This window comes from Affinirhizobium straminoryzae (assembly GCF_007004135.1).
Taxonomy (GTDB): domain Bacteria; phylum Pseudomonadota; class Alphaproteobacteria; order Rhizobiales; family Rhizobiaceae; genus Neorhizobium; species Neorhizobium straminoryzae.
Genome location: NZ_VJMG01000010.1, coordinates 73067 through 93037, shown reverse-complemented (window position 1 = coordinate 93037; position 19971 = coordinate 73067). Strand labels below are relative to the sequence as shown.

Annotated in this window: 18 protein-coding genes; 6 read left to right on the top strand and 12 right to left on the bottom strand. The window is 63.5% G+C overall.

Features of this window, described 5'->3' with window-relative positions; all coding sequences use genetic code 11:
• Positions 1-80: 80 nt before the first annotated feature.
• Positions 81-1475 (bottom strand): HD-GYP domain-containing protein, encoded by a 1395-nt coding sequence (locus FNA46_RS04605; protein WP_142881160.1) that lies wholly within the window; start codon positions 1473-1475, stop codon positions 81-83.
• A gap of 288 nt (positions 1476-1763) precedes the next feature.
• On the opposite strand from FNA46_RS04605, the gene FNA46_RS04600 reads away from it, so the two are divergent.
• Positions 1764-2480 (top strand): GntR family transcriptional regulator, encoded by a 717-nt coding sequence (locus FNA46_RS04600; protein WP_185969729.1) that lies wholly within the window; start codon positions 1764-1766, stop codon positions 2478-2480.
• Between the two features lie 36 nt (positions 2481-2516).
• Here the strand turns inward: FNA46_RS04600 and FNA46_RS04595 are convergent, their stop codons facing one another.
• Positions 2517-2921 (bottom strand): RidA family protein, encoded by a 405-nt coding sequence (locus tag FNA46_RS04595; protein ID WP_142881158.1) that lies wholly within the window; start codon positions 2919-2921, stop codon positions 2517-2519.
• Positions 2922-3032: 111 nt separating this feature from the next.
• On the opposite strand from FNA46_RS04595, the gene FNA46_RS04590 reads away from it, so the two are divergent.
• Both FNA46_RS04590 and FNA46_RS04585 read left to right on the top strand, forming a co-directional pair.
• Complete coding sequence (locus FNA46_RS04590) at positions 3033-3797, top strand: SDR family NAD(P)-dependent oxidoreductase (protein WP_185969728.1); 765 nt, start codon at positions 3033-3035, stop codon at positions 3795-3797.
• Complete coding sequence (locus FNA46_RS04585) at positions 3794-4522, top strand: SDR family NAD(P)-dependent oxidoreductase (protein ID WP_142881156.1); 729 nt, start codon at positions 3794-3796, stop codon at positions 4520-4522. Before FNA46_RS04590 ends, FNA46_RS04585 begins: the two co-directional genes overlap by 4 nt.
• 67 nt (positions 4523-4589) lie before the next feature.
• On the opposite strand, the gene FNA46_RS04580 is transcribed toward FNA46_RS04585, so the two are convergent.
• The 10 genes from FNA46_RS04580 to FNA46_RS04535 form a co-directional block, all read right to left on the bottom strand.
• Entirely contained in the window at positions 4590-6263 is a 1674-nt protein-coding gene (locus FNA46_RS04580) for a M14 family metallopeptidase (protein ID WP_142881155.1), read from the bottom strand.
• A gap of 37 nt (positions 6264-6300) precedes the next feature.
• Positions 6301-7296, bottom strand: a complete 996-nt coding sequence (locus FNA46_RS04575; RefSeq protein ID WP_143124056.1) for an ABC transporter ATP-binding protein — start codon at positions 7294-7296, stop codon at positions 6301-6303.
• Positions 7296-8333: an ABC transporter ATP-binding protein gene (locus tag FNA46_RS04570; RefSeq protein WP_142881154.1), complete on the bottom strand. Its 1038-nt coding sequence runs from the start codon at positions 8331-8333 to the stop codon at positions 7296-7298. The genes FNA46_RS04575 and FNA46_RS04570 overlap by 1 nt, the downstream gene beginning before the upstream one ends.
• A 22-nt stretch (positions 8334-8355) precedes the next feature.
• A complete protein-coding gene (locus tag FNA46_RS04565; RefSeq protein WP_142881153.1) occupies positions 8356-9762 on the bottom strand; it encodes a dihydroorotase in 1407 nt (468 codons plus the stop codon).
• Complete coding sequence (locus tag FNA46_RS04560) at positions 9759-11186, bottom strand: alpha-amylase family protein (protein WP_142881152.1); 1428 nt, start codon at positions 11184-11186, stop codon at positions 9759-9761. Before FNA46_RS04560 ends, FNA46_RS04565 begins: the two co-directional genes overlap by 4 nt.
• Positions 11183-12364: a pyridoxal phosphate-dependent aminotransferase gene (locus tag FNA46_RS04555; RefSeq protein WP_142881151.1), complete on the bottom strand. Its 1182-nt coding sequence runs from the start codon at positions 12362-12364 to the stop codon at positions 11183-11185. Before FNA46_RS04555 ends, FNA46_RS04560 begins: the two co-directional genes overlap by 4 nt.
• A gap of 4 nt (positions 12365-12368) precedes the next feature.
• Positions 12369-13604, bottom strand: coding sequence for an amidohydrolase family protein (locus tag FNA46_RS04550; protein WP_142881150.1), 1236 nt, complete (start codon positions 13602-13604; stop codon positions 12369-12371).
• An 85-nt stretch (positions 13605-13689) separates the two neighbouring features.
• Entirely contained in the window at positions 13690-14772 is a 1083-nt protein-coding gene (locus FNA46_RS04545) for an Ldh family oxidoreductase (RefSeq protein WP_142881149.1), read from the bottom strand.
• A gap of 3 nt (positions 14773-14775) precedes the next feature.
• On the bottom strand, positions 14776-15654 hold the full coding sequence (locus FNA46_RS04540; protein WP_142881148.1) for a DUF4438 domain-containing protein: 879 nt from the start codon (positions 15652-15654) through the stop codon (positions 14776-14778).
• Positions 15651-16520 (bottom strand): DUF4438 domain-containing protein, encoded by an 870-nt coding sequence (locus FNA46_RS04535; protein WP_246102840.1) that lies wholly within the window; start codon positions 16518-16520, stop codon positions 15651-15653. Before FNA46_RS04535 ends, FNA46_RS04540 begins: the two co-directional genes overlap by 4 nt.
• A gap of 216 nt (positions 16521-16736) precedes the next feature.
• Here FNA46_RS04535 and FNA46_RS04530 point away from each other — a divergent pair, with 216 nt between their 5' ends.
• From FNA46_RS04530 to FNA46_RS04520, 3 genes are read left to right on the top strand one after another with little or no spacing between them, the layout of a single operon-like run.
• Positions 16737-18257, top strand: a complete 1521-nt coding sequence (locus FNA46_RS04530; RefSeq protein ID WP_246102838.1) for a carboxypeptidase M32 — start codon at positions 16737-16739, stop codon at positions 18255-18257.
• 12 nt (positions 18258-18269) lie between these two features.
• Positions 18270-19472: a pyridoxal phosphate-dependent aminotransferase gene (locus tag FNA46_RS04525; RefSeq protein ID WP_142881147.1), complete on the top strand. Its 1203-nt coding sequence runs from the start codon at positions 18270-18272 to the stop codon at positions 19470-19472.
• Between the two features lie 12 nt (positions 19473-19484).
• A complete protein-coding gene (locus FNA46_RS04520; RefSeq protein ID WP_142881146.1) occupies positions 19485-19970 on the top strand; it encodes a VOC family protein in 486 nt (161 codons plus the stop codon).
• Position 19971 lies beyond the last annotated feature (1 nt).

Sequence of the window (19971 nt, the reverse complement as noted above, 5' to 3'; positions counted from 1 at the left end):
GATCACAGATGTCAGCCCAGCCATGCAGTCGCAGGTGGTGTAGGCGCCTTACCGGTATGGCGGCTCTTCGCGTGCCGTCTTCATCCTTCATCCGGGGCTGCGCTTCCGGACGGTGCGCCTGTTTTGTCCAGAGCGCGCTTCAACGCATCGAGACAGGCCGGATCGATCGCGGTCCCCCGCATGTCTTCCAGGATGGACATGGCCTTGTCGACGGACATGGCGGCACGATAGGGCCGGTCCGCCGTCAGCGCATCGAAGACATCGGCTGCGGTCACGATCCGCGTTGCAAGCGAGATCTCGTCTCCGGCGATGCCGCGCGGATAGCCCTTGCCGTCGAGCCGTTCATGGTGGTCGGCCCCGATGCGGGCAACCTCGCCGAAGGCGGATATCCGGGACAGGATTTCCGCGCTGTAGAGCGGGTGGCGGCGCATTTCGGTCCATTCGGCGTCGTCCAGCTTGCCGGGCTTGTCCAGCACGCTGTTGCTCACCCCAAGCTTGCCGATATCGTGCAGCAGGGCCGCACGGTTCAGCCATCGGCGATCGGCAAGCGGCAATGCAAGCTCCTCGGCAATCATGTCCGTGAACAGGGCGACGCGGCTGCAATGGCCTGCCGTGTAGGGGCTCTTGGAATCGACGACCTCGCCAAAGGCCGCCGCGATATCATCGAGATAATCGTCATCGAGCGGTGCCGCATGAAGGGCGGGTGGAAGCGTCAGGATGAAGCGGGGAAGGTCTTCGTTCTGCAGGAAGGTCCAGAAGTCGGGGCTTTCCGCAATCTGCCGGAATATCCTTACAAGGTCGGGGTCGAACCAGGTGCCGGAGCGTCGTTCGACTTCGGCAATCGCGGCCTTCGCGCCACCGGAACGCTGGAATACATCGACCACCTGCGCCATCAGCGCGATGCGCGAGTACAGCGGGATGTCGGTCTGCTTGAGGCCAAGCGGCTTTCCGCCGCCGTTCCAGTGCTCGTCCAGGCTCTGGATGCTGTCGGCAACAGCATCGGAGAAACGCAGGCGTCGCGCGATCGCAGCGCCGCGGTGACAGCGGGTCTCGATGAGTTCCCGCGCAATGGTGCCGCCGTTCTGGAGAATGTTGACGATTGCACGGAAACGCTGTGCCATGCCGGCCTTCATCCCGGTATGGCGCAGCACGAAGCGCAGCACCTGTGGCACGCTGTCCCCCAGCGTCTTGAAATCGCTTTTGAAGGAGAGGTCATCCGTCAGATAGAGTTCGCAGAGACGTGCGGCATTGCTGGAGCAGCCGAGATCCTTCAGCAGCAGGGTGAAATAGAGATCCCGCATCTCCGCGGCGGGCAATTCCAGCTGCTCGCCGATCCGGGTTCCGATGAAGCAGCAGCGCGAACAATGGCCTGCCGGCTGGCCTTCCGTGATGTCGAGCGCCTGGCTCAGGGCCGCAAGCAGTTCGGCAAGGCTGAGGGAGGAGATCTCCGGCCAGACGACAATTGGTGCATTCATCCATCATTCCCATGCTGGTATTGGCGTCTGACATGGCCGGTCCGACTGTTCCGCAACTGGTTCGCCTTCGTGCAAAGCCGATACGCCGGTGTCCGGTCGGTTCCTGAGCGGGCTTATAGGACATCTTCGTGTCCGCGAGTATAACGGTTTTCACAAGGATTTGCGGGGAGGGACACAACAGGACCTCCCTATCAACCCTCATTGCGCTCGCCGGGCATTTGAATACAATCATACATGATGCTAAGCGCTGCGGTAAAAGCCAACACATGCATCATTGGGGGAAACACCATGAATCAGGACGGACCGGATACCGGACCCGTGGAAACCCTGAGGCAGCCCAAACGGATCTCCTTGTCCGAGGGTGTCGCCGATTCCATTGCCGAAGCCATTTCCACGCGCGTCATCCAGCCGGGTGAGCGGGTGGTCGAAACGACGCTTGCGGAAAAGCTCGGCGTCAGCCGCGTTCCGATCCGCGAGGCCCTGAAGGTGCTGCATGCGCAGGGCATCCTGAGCGGTGGCGGCCACAAGGGCTATCGCATCGCGGCCTTCGATCCGCAAGTGACCCAGCAGGTTATGGAAGCGCGGCTTGCACTGGAATCCATCCTCCTGCGCGACGCGATCGAAAACTGGCGCAGCGGCGTTGAAGACGTCGGCGTGCTGCAGAAGGCTATCGACGAGATGCGCACCTCCGCCAGAGCCGGCAACGTGCGTGCCTCGCTGCTGGCGGATCTGGAGTTTCACAGAAGCATCCGCCTTGCCGCCCGCAACACGATTGTCGGCACGCTGTGGGATACGATTGCCCGGCACGTGATGATCGTCTTCAATCTCGACCGCTACCGCGATAACGATCTCGAGGCGATCCCGAAGCAGCACGAGGAATTTCGCCAGTTCATCCTGGCGGAGGTCGCCAAGCCGTCCTCGCGCTTCGGCGACATTGCCAAGGCGCTCGAGGATCACATGCTGCTGATCGAGCGGACCAAGCGCCGCAACGGTCAATATTCATGACCGGTAGCACGGGCGGCACCAGTCCCGCCCGTGCCGTCACGCTGTCGCGGGCGTCCCGACATAGACCGTGATCTCCACCTCGACCTTGACATGGGCGGAGCCGAGGCCGGCCACGATCATGCCGGTGTGCGGCGGGCGATGATCCCCGAAGAAGGCCAACCGCTCGCGCGTCACCGCCGGCGCATCCTCCCGGTTGACCAGCAGGGTGCTGATCCGGACAACCTCTTCGCGGCGGGCGCCGATATGGGCGAGGATCCGGTCGATGTTGCGATAGATCTGTGCCGCCTGGGCGCCCGCATCCTCGCCGCCGACCCAGTTGCCATCGACATCCCGTGCCACCTGTCCCGCCACGAAGGCAAACCCTCCGGCCAGCGCCACATGTTCGTATCCTGCCACGCGGTTCACATCCGCCGGACTGGTCAGGGTCACTCCCTCATGCATTCCATGCTCCTCCCCCGTCTCTATCGTGACAGAAAGCTTACGAAAAATAGATTGTAATACAAGTATACAAAAATTATGGTGGCTGCATCACAAAACACGAGGAGCAGACCGGTGAGACTGGAAGGAATGGTGGCCGTCATTACGGGTGGCGCCGGCGGCATGGGGCGCGATACGGCACTGCTGTTTGCCCGCGAAGGTGCCGCGGTGGTGGTGGGCGATGTCAATGACGCGGCGGGTCATGCGCTTGCCGGCGAGGTGGCGGCGGCGGGTGGACGGCTTGCCTATGTTCACTGCGATGTGTCGACGGAAAAGGATGTCGTCGATCTGATTGCCACAGCCGAAACCCGGTTCGGCAAGCTGGACACCATCTTCAACAATGCCGGTGTGGAGCAGCCGGTCACGCCCTCCACGGAGGTGTCGGAAGACCTCTTCGACCGGGTCACCTCGATCAACCTAAAGGGGACCTTCTTCGGCTGCAAGCATGCGCTGCCGGCGCTTTTGCGCAATGGCGGCGGCACCATCGTCAACAATTCCTCCGTCAGCGCCTTTGCCAATGTGGGCGGCAACCTCTCCTATGCCGCATCGAAGGGCGGCATCATGTCGATGACGCGGGTGATCGCCATCGAATATGCCGCGCGCAACATCCGCTGCAACGCAATCAATCCCGGCGTCATCGATACCGACATGAACCGTCGCAACAAGGCGCTTGCCAGTGACCCGGATGCCGTCGAGCAGACGTGGCGTAGCATCACGCCGATGGGCCGCATGGGCACGGGCAACGAGATCGGCGAGGCCGTGCTGTTTCTTGCCTCTCCCCAGTCCTCCTTCGTCACGGGGATCGGTCTCGTCATCGATGGCGGGAGGATTGCAACATGAGCGGGGTTCTTCAGGGAAAGGTGACGGTCGTCACCGGTGCTGCCCGCGGCCTCGGCCGCGCAATCGCCAGGGCCTATGCGGCGGAGGGGGCGGTCGTCTACGCCCTCGATGTGCTGGAGGACGAAGTGGCGACGCTGAGGGCCGAGCCGGGGGATCTGCGTCCCGGTCGTCTCGATCTGGCCGATCCTGCCGACATCGAGCAGGTGATGACGGCGATCGAGGCGGAGGCGGGGCGGGTCGACGTGCTCGTCAACAATGCCGGCATCATCTTCTTCAAGCCGGTGGAAGAGGTGTCGCTCGCCGATTGGGACCTGTTGATGAACATCAACCTGCGCGGGGCCTTTCTCTGCTGCCGGGCGGTGGCGCCGGGCATGAAGGCGCGGCGCAGCGGCGCCATCATCAACGTTTCCAGCAATGCCGGCATCAAGGGGGACACGGACGAAAGCACCTATTGTGCCTCGAAATTCGGGCTGGAAGGTCTCTCCCGGGCGCTGGCCGTGGAGTTTGCCCCTTACAATATCTCCGTCAATTCGATCACGCCCGGCCATCCCATGCACACGGCGATGAGCGAGATCACCTACAGCGCCGAGCTTCGCAAGATCTGGAAAGACCCGATCGAACTGACGCCGGCCTTCGTTCATCTGGCGCTGCAGGATGCTTCCGGCATCACCGACCAGCGCATCCGCGCCTGGGACATGGTGGTGGAGCTCGGCAAGGGCGGGTGATCCGCCCGCCTGTCTTTTGTCTTCGGCAATGGGCAGGGCGGTGGGTATCGACCCACCGCCCTCAAGCCTATCCGATGCTCGTTTCGACGCGGTGCGTGCCGCCTTTTTCCGATTGGGCGATCACGGTGACGCGGCCCTTGCCTTCGATGCGCACCAGCCATTCCACGGGCTTTGCCGTGGCAGACCACTGCTGCCCCCAGGGCGACCATGGATAAAGCCGCTCGTTGCGGCCGGCGAGGTGGCCGAGATCGGCGCGAAGCGGGTTCATCACCAGTTCGCCGCCCTCGATTTCAACGGTGGCGATGACAGGTTTTGCCACGTTGTTGGCAATGGCGACGCTGGAGAGGTTGGTCGGCAGATAGCCGTGATTGCTGATCTCGGCGCGGATCTTGTAGAGGCCTGCGCCCAGCGGCTCCACCGCAACGTGATCGATCTTCACGCGGGGGGCTGCGGCCGCATGCTTCAGGTTGAACAGCACGTTGGTGCGGCAGATCTCTTCCAAGAGGAAACCCGGCGGGTTGCGGTAGGTCCAGATATTGACCATGCCGCCGATTTCGATAAGGCCGAGCTGCGGATGGTCGAAGGGTTTCCAGTCCCGCCAGCCCTTGTCCGCCATGTGGGTCTTCACATAGTCATAGACCTTCTGCTGCACGGCCTCGTTGCGGGGATAGAGATTGTAATAGCCTTCCTTCGGCACCCCGGCCGTCCGTTCGAGATCCCAGAGTTCCGTACCGAAGCTGATGATCCCCATCTCCTCGTAGGTCCAATCCATCAGCCCGCCGCGCCTAACCTTGGTCTTGTCGGGGGTAAAATCCTCGTAGATCGAAACGGTCGGATAACCGGTGAGTTCGGTGCCCACCTTGCCGATTTCCTTGTAGAGGTTGATGTCTGCCGCGCTCATGGCGCTGTCCGGCTTGGTCATCGAGGGGCGCATGATGATGCCGCCATGGGTGTGATAGGCGCACATGCCGCAGATATTGGGATGGTCGAGGATCAGCTTCGCCATGGCCGCCGCCTCCGGTTCGGAGAGCGGATGCGTACCGGCGCCATATTCCTGCGGTGACCAGTTGGTGGGGAAGTTGCGGTTCATGTTGCCGTCGAAGGGTTTTTCGATCGGCACGTTCACGCCATCGAAATTGCGGATCGTGCCTTCCGGGTAGAGACGGTAATACTGGCCGCCTTCCTCGCCGGGGCGACGCTGCACCATGATGTCGGGATTGTTTTCGCTCTTCTTCCATTCACCCCGGCTGTCGGGGACGCGCATCCAGACCAGAAAGCCGTCGCCGTCGATATCGTCGGGGATCAGGCCCTCGATCCGGTCAAAGCCGGGCAGGAAGCGCCCGTTGCCGCACCAGTTGTAATAGGGCGGTTGCAGCGACAGTTCCGCCCCATCCGGATTGATGCGCGGCAGAATGTAGAAGGCCTGGCTATCGACCAGCCTTGTCACCTCCTCGTCGCGACCATACTGCGTCAGCAGGTGCCAGATGGCGTAAAGTGCTGTGGCGCTGGTTGCGTGTTCTTCCGCGTGGATCTGGGCATCGATGTAATAGCCCGGCTTTTCGAGCGCCGGTCCCGTCTTTGGATTGCCGATCTCCATCAGCCAGACATCGCGGCCCTGCAGGCTCTTTCCGATGGAGGAGAGGGTTGCAAGCTCGGGATAGGCAGCGGCGAGCGCCTTCAGGCGCTCCGTCATCTCGTCATAGGTATAGTAGCGGTCAAAGGCGATGTCAGGCAGGCTCATGATGTCGTGTCCATCCGGAAACTTGTGTTGCAGGGCGTCAGGGGGCGGTGCGGATGCAGGCGCTGAAATGGCCGGGGCCGATCTCGTTGAGGGCCGGCACGACGCTCGCGCAATCCGCAATCGCCATGGGGCAGCGAGTGCGGAAGACGCAGCCGCTCGGCGGGTTCAGCGGGCTCGGAATATCGCCCTTCAGGATGATGCGGTTCTTGGGCGCGTCCGGATCCGGCTTCGGAACGGCCGATAGCAGCGCCTGGGTATAGGGATTGTTCGGACGGCTGTAGAGCGCCCTGGTCGGTGCCACCTCCATGATCCGCCCGAGATACATCACGATCACCCGGTCGCAGATGTGCTCCACGACCGCCAGATCATGCGCAATGAACAGCATGGTCAGGTTGAACTGTTCCTTGAGGTCATCGAGAAGGTTGATCACCTGGGCCTGGATCGACACGTCGAGTGCCGAAACCGGTTCGTCCGCGACGATGAAATCGGGCTCGACGGCAAGCGCGCGTGCAATGCCGATGCGCTGCCTCTGGCCGCCGGAGAATTCGTGCGGGAAGCGGTCCTGATAGTCCGCCGAAAGGCCCACCTGTTCGAGAAGCGCCACGACGCGGTCCTGCCGCTCGCTGGGGTCACCGATCCCGTGCACGGAAAGGGCGTGCGAGAGGATGGTGCGGACCTTCTCGCGCGGATTGAGGCTGGCATAAGGGTCCTGGAAGACGATCTGCATCCTCTTGCGGAAGCGTCGCATCTCCGGCCGCGACAGGAGGTTGAGATTGGCGCCGTCGAAGTCCACCGTCCCGGAGGTCGGTTCGAGAAGCCGGAGGATGGTGCGGCCGACCGTGCTCTTGCCGGAACCGGATTCGCCGACAAGACCGACCACTTCTCCACGGTCCACGCGAAAGCTGACATCGTTGACGGCGTGCACCGAACGGACGACGCGGTTGAGGATGCCGCCCCGCAGCGGGAAGACCTTTCTCAGGTTTTGGACGATCAACAGGGCTTCGGATCGATCCGGCACGTTTGCAGCCTGCATCACGAAACCTTCCTTGTCATGAGTTGGAGTTCCCGCCAGCGCACGCAGCGCACGGCGCGGCCGGGTTCCGGCATGTCCAGTTCCGGTTCGGCGGCGGCGCAGAGGTCCGTGGCGAAGCTGCAGCGGGTGCGGAAGCGACAGCCGCTCGGCAGCCGCGTTAGCGGCGGCACGTAACCGGGAATGGTCTGCAGCTTTTCGCGACGGTCCGTCGAGCCAAGCCTCGGGATCGACTGCATCAGGCCCGCCGTATAGGGCATCAGGGGGCCGGCGAAGATGTCGCGCACGCTGCCGGTCTCGACCACCTGGCCGGCATACATCACCACCACCCGGTCCGCCATTTCGGCGACCACGCCGAGATCGTGGGTGATGAACACGATCGCCATGCCGAGTTTTTGCTGCAGGTTGCGCATGATGTCGAGGATCTGCGCCTGGATGGTCACGTCGAGCGCCGTCGTCGGCTCGTCGGCAATCAGCACGGAGGGCTCGCAGGAGAGCGCCATGGCAATCATCGCCCGCTGCCGCATGCCGCCCGACATTTCATGCGGATAGCTGTCGGCGCGGCGCTGCGGTTCTGGGATGCCGACGAGTTCCAGCATCTCGACGGCACGGGCGCGGGCCTGTGCCTTGCTGAGCTTCTGGTGCTGGATGACGACTTCGGCGATCTGCCGGCCGATGGTGTGGACAGGATTGAGGCTCGTCATTGGCTCCTGAAAAATCATGCCGATGTCGTTGCCGCGGACGTCCCGCATCTGCCGCTCCGAAAGGTCAAGCAGGCTCTTGCCGCGCAGACGGATGTCGCCGCCCGACACGAAGCCCGTCTTCTTCGGCAGGAGCCGCATGATGGAGAGGCTCGTGACCGACTTGCCCGAACCGCTTTCGCCGACGATGGCCAGCGTTTCGCCGCCGTTGACGCTGAAGCTCACGCCGTCGACCGCACGGATGATCTGCCCTTCGCCTGCCAGAAAGCTGGTCTGCAGGCCCGTCACCTCCAGAAGCGGTGGCGCGGATGCGAGAGGGGGGGCTGCGGTCTCGCTCATCGTCGCGTCTCCTGTCTGCCTGTCATGCCACGGCCCTCGCCGCCATCGCGCCCGTCGGGACCGTGTAGCGGCCCCAGCCGGGGTCTGTGCTGATCTTTCCGTCCTCGAACACGGTGCGTCCGCGCACCAGGGTGCGACGGATGGCGCCTTCGAATTCGGCGTTCTGGTAGAGGTGCGAAATGTCGCGTGCGTGGGTGAAGAGCGTCTGCGGCGTAATGCGCGTGCGGCCCTTCAGATCAACGAGCACCAGATCGGCATCGGCGCCGACCCGGATTGCACCCTTGTCCGGCAGCTTGAAGCGGCGGGCGGCATTGCCTGACAGCAGTGCCACCATGCGCGGCAGATCCAGCCTTTTCCTGCAGACCGCATCCAGCATGGCCGGCAGCATGGTTTCGAGCCCGGGCGAGCCGGGAGGGGCCTTCAGGAAATTGCCGAGATGGGCCTGCTTTTCCGCAAAGGCGAAGGCGGCATGGTCCGTCGTTACGTGATCGATGGTGCCATCGGCAAGCGCTTCCCACAGCGCATCCTGATCGATCTTGCTGCGCACCGGCGGATTGATTTTTGCAAACACGCCCGCCGCCTGCACGTCTTCCACGGTTCGCACGAGATAGTGCGGGCAGGTTTCCGCTGAAAAGTCGGAGGTTCCCTTGAAGCGGCGCAGCACGTCGACGGTGAGTGCGCTGGTGACGTGCGCGATATGCAGGCGGGCCCCGGCCTGCATGTTCATCAAAAGCAGCTTCGCAACGGCGACAGCCTCGCAGATCTCGGGCCGAAGCGCACAATGGGTGGTGGCAAGCGACGGATCGAGACCGGCCGCCTCCGCGGCGTAATGGGCCAGCAGCTGTTCGCTTTCGGCATGCACCACCACCGGCAGGCCGGTGCGTGCCAGCGCCTCAAGCGTTGCAAGCTGGCTTCCCTCGTCTGGAAAGGACAGGCCGGCGAACTCGTCATCGCGTCCGGGCGGGGCGGCGGTCGTGAAGATCTTGAAGGCGATGGCGCCGGCGCTCGCGCTCGCTTCCAGCGCCTTCGCCGAGAGATCTCCCGGCGCGGCATAGAGCGCAAAATCCACCAGCGCCCGGTCGGCGAAATGATCGCGCCGGATCATCACGCGCTCGGCGCTGTTGCAGCAGGGTTTCGAGATCGGCATCTCGAACAGCGTGGTGATGCCACCGGCGGCTGCTGCCCGGGTTTCGCTTTCCACGCTGCCGCGCTCGGGAAAGGCGGGTGCGCGCACATGGCAGTGAATGTCGATCACACCCGGCAGGAGATGCAGTCCGGTGGCATCGATCACGTGGTCGGCCGCAACCGGGGTACCGGGTGCCACCATGGCTGCGATCTTGCCATGCGCCAATGCGACGTCGGCGGCTGCGATGCCATCGGAAGACACGATTTGGGCATTGCGGATCAGGGTCTCGTATGCAGCCGTCATTTCAGACCCAGTTCAGTCAGTGCCTTGGCCACGCCATCCAGGTTGGTCAGCTTCATGCTGGCATAATTGGGAGCAAGAACGATGCCATCTCCGCCGGCCCGGTAGGTTGCCATCACGCTGCGATAGGCAATGTCGGGCGTGCATTGTGCCTGATCGGCGCGGGTGCGGGGGGCATCCACGCCGATCCCCATGAACACCTTCGCCTTGCCGTTCACCCCGCGCACCGCATCGGCGCACTGGCCCTCCACATAGGTATCGGGATCCATGCCCGTCTGGATGACGCTCGCATAGGGCGCCTCCTTGAGGCCGAGCAGCCGGTAGAGCACGGCGGTTGCCTCGTCTGGCGAAAAATCGCGCAGGATGGTCTTCTGGAAGAAGCCGAGTTCCTTGGCGAACACCTCGCCGGCCTGATGCTGGTAGGTGATGGGTTTCACCCAGTCCGCATAGAGCGTCTGTTCTTCCCAGGGCCACTGCGCCTTGCGGAAGATGTTGAAATGGTTGCGGTTCCAGACATTGAGGCCGAAGGGGAGGGAGGGCTTGCACCATTTGACGAGGCCATAAAGCTCGCGATCCAGATCCTTGTTGCGCTCCAGCCAGAAGCGCTCCCAGATCAGGGCCTCGGGATTGGCAAGCAGGGTGCGCAGGAAGGTGATGAAGGCGCCGTCCGCAAAACTCTTGCCGGCCTTCGCCTCCTGCATGAAATCGTAGAGGTTGAGGAGAGCCTTGCGGCAGGCCTCCACGTCGATGCCGCGTTCCATCGCCTCGCGTCGGGCATGGCTGGAAAAATCGCCGGGCGCGCCGCCCTGGATCAGCGTGTCGAGCGGCGAATTGCGCTCGTTGCACCACATCACGCCGTCGATGTCGTGGTTGCGGACCTGATCCTCGATCATCGAGAGGATCCAGTTGCGATAGCCGGGATGGCTGGTCGAGGGATCGGAGCCGATGCGACCGAAGATATCGATTTCCATCGCCTGCGCGAGGTTCGGAATATCGACGGTGTTGACGGAGCCGTGGCCGGTATATTTGAAGAAGGGCTCCATCAGTTCGATATAGACCGTCATGCCGCGCGCATGGGCCGCCGGCAGGACCATCTTCAGGATGTCCTTGCCGTCGAATTGCGGGTCGCGGGTGCGATAATCCTTCATGAAGGTGCCGCCGTAATAGGCCGGGTCCGGGTCGAAATAGGCACCGCCCGTCATCGCGAAGGGTTCGGGCACGCCATGGTCCGGCCAGCCGTCGAGCTGCCAGGAAATCGAGCGGCCGGTCTTCAGACCGAGCCACGAGACGGTGCCGAGCATCAGCACGTTGACGCCCACCCGGTTCTGCAGCGTGTCGAGAACGGCCTCGACGCCCTCGTCGAGAAAGCTGATCGGGCTGATCTGGATGCCGACGAATTTTTGGCTCGGATCGGGTTTTCCGGTCATGCCGCGGCCTTTCCATGGCTGGCGATGAAGGTCTTCATGCGGGAGACGGCTTCCTTGATGCGCGGCAGCGGCTGCAGGAAGGAAATGCGGATGTAGTCCGGGTTCGCATCGCCGAACATGGTGCCCGGAAACAGCATCACGCCCGTTTCGCGCAGCAGCCTCTCGCAGAATTCCGGGGTCGGCATGCCGGTGGAGGAGACGTTGGTATAGACATAGAAGGCGCCGCCCGGATCGCCATAGGTCAGGCCCATCTCATCGAGCGCCGGCAGCAGATAGGCGCGGCGCGCCGCATATTCGGCAATCATCGCCTCGATCGGTTCCTGTGGTCCGGTCAGCGCGGCAAGTGCTGCATGCTGGGAGATGGTGCAGGTGTTGATCGACAGCGTGTGGCGCACTTCCACGATCTTCGCGACATAATCGGATGGAGCCGCCAGATAGCCGACCCGCCAGCCGGTCATGGCATAGGTCTTGGAGAAGCCGTTCAGCGTGATCGTCCGCTCCTTCATGCCGGGCAGGCTGGCGATCGCCAGATGCTCGTGGCCCTCGTAGATGATGCGGGCATAGATCTCGTCGGAAACGATGAGGAGATTGTGCCGAACCGCGAGATCGGCGATCTGCCGGATCACGGCGGGCGGCGTCACCGCACCTGTCGGGTTGTTGGGGGAGACCAGCACGAACATTTTCGTGCGCGGCGTGATGCGCTTTTCGATCTCGGCAACGTCGAGCGCAAAATCATTGGCCTCGTAGGTCGGAACCGGAACTGGCACGCCACCCGCCAGCCGCACCGCCGTGTCATAGGTGGTGAAGCGCGGCGAGGTGATGAGAACCTCGTCGCCGGCGCCGATCAGCGTCAGCATGATCAGCGTGATCGATTCCTGCACGCCGGCGGTGACGACGATGTCATCGGCTCCGTAGGCGAGCCCGTATTGGCGGTTGAGATCGGCAGCGATTGCCTCGCGCAGCGCCGCAATTCCGGTCGGGCCGGTATAATGGTGCTGGTTGTCGTGGATCGCGCGGATCGCGGCCTCGGCAATATGGGCGGGGGTGTGAAAATCCGGGTCGCCGCGACCCATGGCAATCACATCCGGCAGGCCGGCGGCGATGGCGAGCATCTTGCTGCGAAAGGCACCATCTTCCTCGGTGATGCGGTCGGTGAGGCAGTCTGTAACGAAACTCATGGGCTCAGTGCATCCGTTTTCCGGCGATGAAGGTCATGGCGATCTTTTCAAGCGCGAACAGGTCCTCGTCCGGCTTGCCGTCGACGACGATCAGGTCCGCCTCCTTGCCCGTCTCCACGGTGCCGATCAGGTGGTCCATCTTCGACAGTTTTGCGCCGCGGATGGTGATGGCGCGCAAAGCATCCAGACGGTCGGGGCAGACGCCGACTTCGACCATGAAATCGAGTTCAGGCGCGATCGAGCTGTGTTCCACCGCAGGGCTTCCCGCATCGGTGCCGAAGACGATCGGCACGCCGGCCTTCGCCGCCCGCACCAGCCCGCCGAAGCGGGACTTGTCGGCAACCGCCTTCTGCCGCTCGAGGATCTTCCATTCCGGGATGCCGAATTTCCGGGCGATTTCCGGCTTCGACTGCATGACCAGGGCCGAGAAGGTGGTGACGATCGGGATTTGTCTGTCGAGGAGGATCTGGATCGTCTCGTCGCTCATCGAGCCGCCATGCTCGACGCAGTCCACGCCGAATTCGGCCACGCGGCGGATGCAGGCGTCATAGGTCGCATGCGCGGTGACCGGCAGACGGTGCTGGTGCGCCTCGTCGATCAGCGCTTCCAGCTCCGCATCGGTGAATTCCAGCGTGTCGTGGCAGGCCATGATCTTGATGAGGTCGGCGCCACCTTTCAGCTGGTCACGCACGGCACGGCGCATCTCGTCGGCGCCGCTCGCTTCCCGGCAGACCCAATAGGTGTGGCCGCCGGTCTGGATGATGGCTTCGCCGCACACTTTTAGGCGCGGTCCGGGGCAAATGCCCTGTTCCACCGCCTGCTTGGTGAAGAGATTGGCATTGTGGACGCCGAGATCGCGCACCAGCGTGATGCCGGATTGCAGGCAGCGCAGCATGTTGCCGGCCGCCTTGTAGGCGCGGATTTCCGGGCTGTCATACATGGACTGGAAGGACAGTTCGTGGATGCCGTCCCAGGAGAGATGCGCATGGGAATTGATCATGCCGGGCATGATCGTCTTCGCCCCGGTGTCGATCACCTCGGCGCCCTCGGGCATCGCCGCCAGATCGGCGCGACGTCCGACCGCCGTGATGCGGCCGCCCTGCACCTCGACGAAACCGTCCTCGATGATCTCGTCACCGACGGCGGTGATGATGCGCCCCAGGAGCAGGCGGTGCGGGGCAGGGATGTCGAACATCGGCTTGATGATCTTGGTGTAACGCCAGGCTGCGGGTTCGGGCATGATCAAAACCTCCGGAAGGATGGGAATGCGCGGTCGCGCGTGTTTCGTTGAAGCGCCGCTGGGGGCGCCGCAGGGGCGGGCGCGCTCACAGCACGTCCTCGCGATAGGGGCCGAGAACATCGATGGCGGCCGAGATGCCGAGTTCGCGGCCAAGCGCCAGTAGGTCGGCCAGAACCTCGTCGTCCAGCGGCACGCCTTGCTCGGATTTGCGGGCGACGCGGCGTGCCTCCTGCTCGCCGGGCAGCAGGATTTCGGAAAAACCGGGACGCGTCTTGCGGCTCTTCACCATGCCGGCGAACTCGTCCATGCGCGCCCGAAAAGTGCCGAGCGGCATGAACCATTCGATGTCGATGGCGGTGAGGGCATGGGAAACATCGAGCCGTGCCGGATCGGCATAGGGGGTGAGCCCGAAGCCGCCGCCGCCGATCACGCCTGTCAAAACGTCGGTCATAAAGGCAAGGCCGTAGCCCTTGTATTCGCCGATGGCGAGCAGCGCGCCCTTCATGGCGGCATCGGGATCGTCGGTCACCTCGCCGTCCGGGGTCAGCGCCCAGTCGAGCGGCATCTTGCGGCCTTCGCGCGAGCGCCACAGCATCATGCCCTTGCCGGCGGTCGTCAGGGCAAAGTCCATCACGACGGGAAAGCCAAGGCCGGTCGGTGCGGCAATCCCCCAGGGATTGGTGCCGACGGCGCCCTCGCGGGCACCCCAGGGGGCCATTTCCGGTCCGGCGTTCGTATAGGCGATCCCGATACAGCCGGCTTCCTCCGCCTGACAGGCGTGCACGGCAGACGATCCGTAATGCGTGGAATTGCGCACGATCACCTGGCCGATGCCGCAGGTCTTCGATTTCTCGATGGCAAGTTTCATGGCGCGCGCCGCCGCAACGGTGCCGATGCCGTTATGCGCATCCACCAAAGCAAGCGCCGGACTTTCCTTGACGACTTCGAAGGGCGCGCGCGGATCGACCAGCTTCTGGCTGATGCGTTCCTGATAGCGGCGCAACCGCCGCACGCCCTGGCCATGGCCGGGGTGAAAGCGCAGTTCGGAAAAGATCAGGGCATCGGCAAAGATCCGTGCGTCCTCAGCGCTCAGCCCGAGAGCCTCGAACCCCTCGGTCATGAAGGCGGACAGGCTTTGTCTGTCGACGCTGGTCATGGAAATCGGCATGGCTCAGGGCTCCAGCGCAAGAAGCGTTGCGATATTGGTGCCGGGCGCCGCAAATGACCCCAGCTCGCCCTTCGGGGCCGTCATGATGACGGTGAGCCCCGGGCCGTAGCCGGCGCGCGGACCGTCGGTCTGGCCAACGATGCCGATGCCGAGCGCGCCGCGCAGATAGCCGTGATTGTAGCGGCTGTCGGTGTTTTCGATCGCCACCACATCGCCGAGCCGCAGCGAAGAAAGCCCGGCCTTTTCCACTTCGGCGCGATCCGTGGTCTGGATGTGCAGGCTGCCGCCTTCACTGGTGAGACCGGCGCCAGCGCCAACGAGATGGGCCGGAACGGTCGCGACGACGCCGATCTTCAACACACCGTCTTCCACCTTCTTCGGCAGCGCCTTCAGAAGCGAGGGAGAGAGGCCCTTGCAGGCGACCGCTGCATGACCGCGGATCTCCATGCCGGTTCCGAGCGCGCGCACCACGATCTGGTCACCGACCGCCATCTTGCGGCGCACCTCGACCGGGAAATGCACGATCACCTGTTCGGAGAAGCGGCCCGACTTGCCGGTCACCACGCCCTTCGCACCCTGCGCCTGACCGGTCATCACCACGGCCGTGTTGCCCAGGCAGGAAAAGACGTTGAGGCCGCGGTTCTTCAGGTCATCGGCGCCCTTGATCGAGACGCCGGGATGGATGCAGTCGGCCGCCCAGCCGAAGGCGCGGTCGCCGACGGAGACATTGTAGACGATGCCGCCAAAGGTCGGCAGCAGGAACGGCGTACCGTCGGCTGCGAGCCGATAGGGTTCGGCCGGAAGCCCGGGAAAACCCGGATGCGCGATGGCGCCGCCAACCGAGACGGAAACCAGATCGGCCTCGTTCAACTCAATGCTCATGCGCGGGCTCCGATCGAGAAATAGTCGGCAATGTTGGCGGTGGGATCGATGTGGAAGCTGATGCCGCCGATGGCGGCTGTCATCAGGGTGAGAATGCCGGGGCCATGGCCGGTCATCACGGAATCGCCGTGGATGCAGAGCGCGATCGACACTGCGCCTTCGCGATAGGATCGGCCGAAATGGTGATCGGCATGGCGGATGGCGATGAGATCGCCGAGCCGCATCCGGTCGATGCCGAGATCGGCCATCAGCTGGCGGTCGCCGCTCATCAGGTCCTGGTCGACATATTCGGAATTCAGTTCGGCGCCCGATCCCATGATGTCGATTGGCAGTTCCATGGCAACCGGCACATGCAGGGTGCCGTCCTCGCCGCGCGTCAGGCGCAGCGCCTGCAGCAGGCGCGGACTGGTCTTCTTGAATTCGACATGGGGAAAATCGGCAAGCGCGATGCCACGCCCCTTGGCCATGATCTGGATCTGGTCGCCGATGTTGAGTTTCTCGTTCACCTCGTCCGGAAAATCGACCAGCAGCCGCGCATGTTCGCCGGTCACCACGCCGCGTGCCCCCTTGGCAAGGCCCGAGGTCACCATGGCTTCGTTGCCGATGCAGGTGAGATAGTGCAGGGCGAAATCGGACTTTTCGTCGGGGTGGGCAATGGAGACGCCGGGCTCGACATGGTCGCCCGCCCAGCCGAAGGCGCGGTCGCCGACGCGGGCATTGTAGATGACTCCGTACATGCCGGGCAGCATGACGCCGCGGCCGTCCGGGTGGTGGAGATAGCCGCCGGGCCGCAGCGCCGGCTGGCTGACATAGCCGCACACGGCCATCTCCACGAGGGTGTCCTCGTTGCTCTTCAGGTCACTCAATTTCCGTTCCCCTTCGGCTGTTTTCCGCCGTTCGAAAAAGTTCCGGAGCGCTCGCTTGACAGCGGGTGATTTTCCGGATCAGTATCTGCACATCGATTGTCGACTGTATACAAGCACACAGAATGCATATTGAAATTTGGACGTCAAGCGTCCAGTTGGCCACGATAAAGAAATGCAAATAACAGAGGGGTGCGAGGCGATCGTCTCGTAGAAACAATGAGTTATGCGGATTTTATGGACGCGATGGGCAAGGTCAACGACCTGCTGAACGCGGAATCGATCCTGAAGTGGGATGCCCGGACCATGATGCCGCCCGGCGGCGCCGTGACACGCGGCAAGCAGGTCTCGACGCTCGCGGTCCTCGCCCGCGACCTCCTGGTATCAGACGATACCCGACGCAAGCTCGACGCGGCCGCACGGGAGATGGCGGCCAAGCCGGAGGATGCCGTCGAGCAGGTGATGATCGCCCAGGCCCGCGCGGCGATCGACTACCATCTCGCCATTCCCGCAAGCCTTCTGCAGCGGCGCACCGAACTCGGCTCCATCGGCCAGGTGGTCTGGGCGAAGGCGCGGGCGGAGAATGATTTTGCCTCCTTCGCGCCGATCCTCGAGCAGACGGTGGCGCTGAATCGCGAGATGGCCGAGGTGATCGGCTATTCGGAGCATCCCTATGATGCGCTGATGTTTCGCTTTGAGCCGGGCGAGACGGTGGCGACGCTGAAGACGCTGTTTGGCCGCCTGCGCGAGGCGCTTCTGCCGCTGGTCCGCGCCATCGGCGAGAAGCCGGAGCCGCGCTTCGATTTCCTGAGGCGCCACTACCCCATCGACCGGCAGCACCAGTTTGCCCTGAAGATGGCGGAGACGGTGGGCTACGATCTGAACCGTGGGCGCCTCGACACCACCGTCCACCCGTTCGAGGTGTCCTTCACCCGCAACGACGTGCGCATCACCACGCGGTTCAATCCGACCTACATGCCGGCAAGCCTGTTCGGCGCGCTGCATGAGGCAGGCCACGGACTTTACGAGCAAGGCGTCGACGATGCCTATACGCGCACTCCGTTCGCCACGGATCTCGTCGGCCTCTATGCGGTGGGCGGCGTTTCCTTCGGAGCGCATGAAAGCCAGTCGCGCCTCTGGGAAAACCATGTCGGCCGTGCCCGCGCCTTCTGGAACATCCACTTTGCAACAGCGCAGGAATTCTATCCCGAGCAGCTCGGCGATGTCACGGCCGAGGAATTCTACCGGGCCATCAACCGCTGCAAGCCGGGCTTCATCCGGGTCGAGGCGGATGAGCTGACCTATGATTTCCACGTGATGCTGCGCACCGACATCGAGGCGGCGCTGATCGACGGTTCGCTGAAGGTGAAGGACCTGCCGGAGGCCTGGAACGCCAAGATCAAGGAATATCTCGGTCTTGACGTGCCGAATGACACGCTGGGCGTGCTGCAGGACGTGCACTGGTCGTCCGGGCAGATCGGCACCTTCTGCAACTATACGATCGGCAATGTGATGGCCGGCCAGTTGTTCGAGACCGCAAGCCGCGATCCCGTCATCGCCGAAGGGCTCTCCAGCGGCAATTACGATCCGCTGCGCGCCTTCATGGTGGAGCATGTGCACCAGCACGGCCGCCGCTATTCGCGCGACACGCTGCTCGTCAAGGCAACCGGCCGGCCGCTCGATCCGGAACCCTACATCGCCCACCTCACGCGCAAATATTCCGAGCTTTACGAACTGTAAGGGAGGGCAGCCATGTCCGAGAACCAGCCACTGTCCGGACGCCTTGCCGACCGCGTGAAGCTTCGGGAAGAGCATGTCATTACCCGCATGGCCGATATTGCGGAAAAGCTGACGGATGTGATCCGCCTTGGCCGCGGCGATCCCGATCTCGACACACCCGCCCATATCGTCAAGGCGGGGCAGGATGCGCTCGGGCGCGGCGAGACCCATTACGGCCATCCGCTCGGCTTGCCTGCGCTGCGCCAGGCAATTGCGGAAAACATCAGGGCGCATGGCGGCGCCGAATACGCGCCGGACGAGATCGTCGTCACCCCCGGCGGCCAGCATGCGATGTTCGTCATCGCGCTTGCCCTTCTCAACCCGGGCGACGAGATCATCGTGCCGTGCCCGGGCTACAATCCCTATAGCCAGGCCGCCGAACTCTCTTCGGCCGAGGTGGTGCCGGTGCGCATGAGCATGGACACCAATTTCACGCTGACGGCGGCGATGATCGAGGCGCATATCACGCCGCGCAGCAAGGTTCTGGTGCTGATCAATCCGAACAACCCGACCGGCACGGTGACGCCGCCGGACGAGGTGGAGCGGATCGCCCAGCTCGCCATCAAGCATGACCTGATCGTCATTTCCGACGAGATCTATGCCCGCCTCGTCTATGGCAACCAGCGCATCCAGCCGGTGGCCGCGCTGCCGGGCATGCGCGAGCGCACGATCACGCTCTCCGGCTTTTCCAAGGCCTATGCCATGACCGGCTGGCGCGTCGGCTATTTCGCCGGGCCGAAGGCGCTGATCACGGCGATGGCCGAGATCAACCATGCCTTTGCCATTTCGACGGCGTCCGTCAGCCAGCACGCGGCACTCGCAGCCCTCACTGGCCCGCAGGACTGCGTCGAGGAGATGCGCCTGATCTATGACGAGCGCCGCAAGGCGCTCTGCGAGGGCCTTGATCGCATCGGCATTCCCTATGCCGAGCCGCAGGGCGCCTTCTATGTCTATGCCAATGTCTCGGTGGTGGGCATCCCGGCCAGCCTCTTCTGCGAGCGCCTGCTCGCCGAAGGCCGGGTGATGATCTATCCCGGCCGCATTTACGGCGACTACACGGACGATTTCGTCCGCATGTCGCTGACCCAGCCCGTGGAACGCATCCGCGAGGCGATGTCCCGCATCCAGACCGTCGTCCATGCCATCCGGTCCGAGCGCTCCGCGCCGGCCGCCTGAAGAGAGGTTCTCATGTCCGTCAAGTCAGACAATCCCAACGTCAAGTCCATCAAGCACATGGCCTTTGCCGTGCGCGACGCCAAGGCCGCGCTGGAAAACTATGCCAAGTTCCTCGACGTGCCCGCCGAGACGGCGCTGATCGACTACCCGAAGTCGAAGAACCGCGTCGCGCTCTTCAATCTCGGCGGCATCGAATACCAGCTCTGCCAGTCGCTGGAGGAGGGCGGTCGCTTCGATGCGTGGATCAGGGAGCGCGGCGCCGAGGGCCTGCATCACATCTGCTACGAGGTCGAGAACATCGACCAGGCGCTCGACCACGCCAAGGAACAGGGCGCGGAACTGCGCATCTGCAAGGCTTGCGGCGTCTATGGCTCGCACCCGCATCCGGAAGGCTATGTCGCCTTCCTCGACAATGATGCCGGCGGCATCGAGATCGAGTTCATGCAGGTCTACACGCCCGAAGAGCTTGAAAAGTATAACCAGTACAAGGGTATCTGAG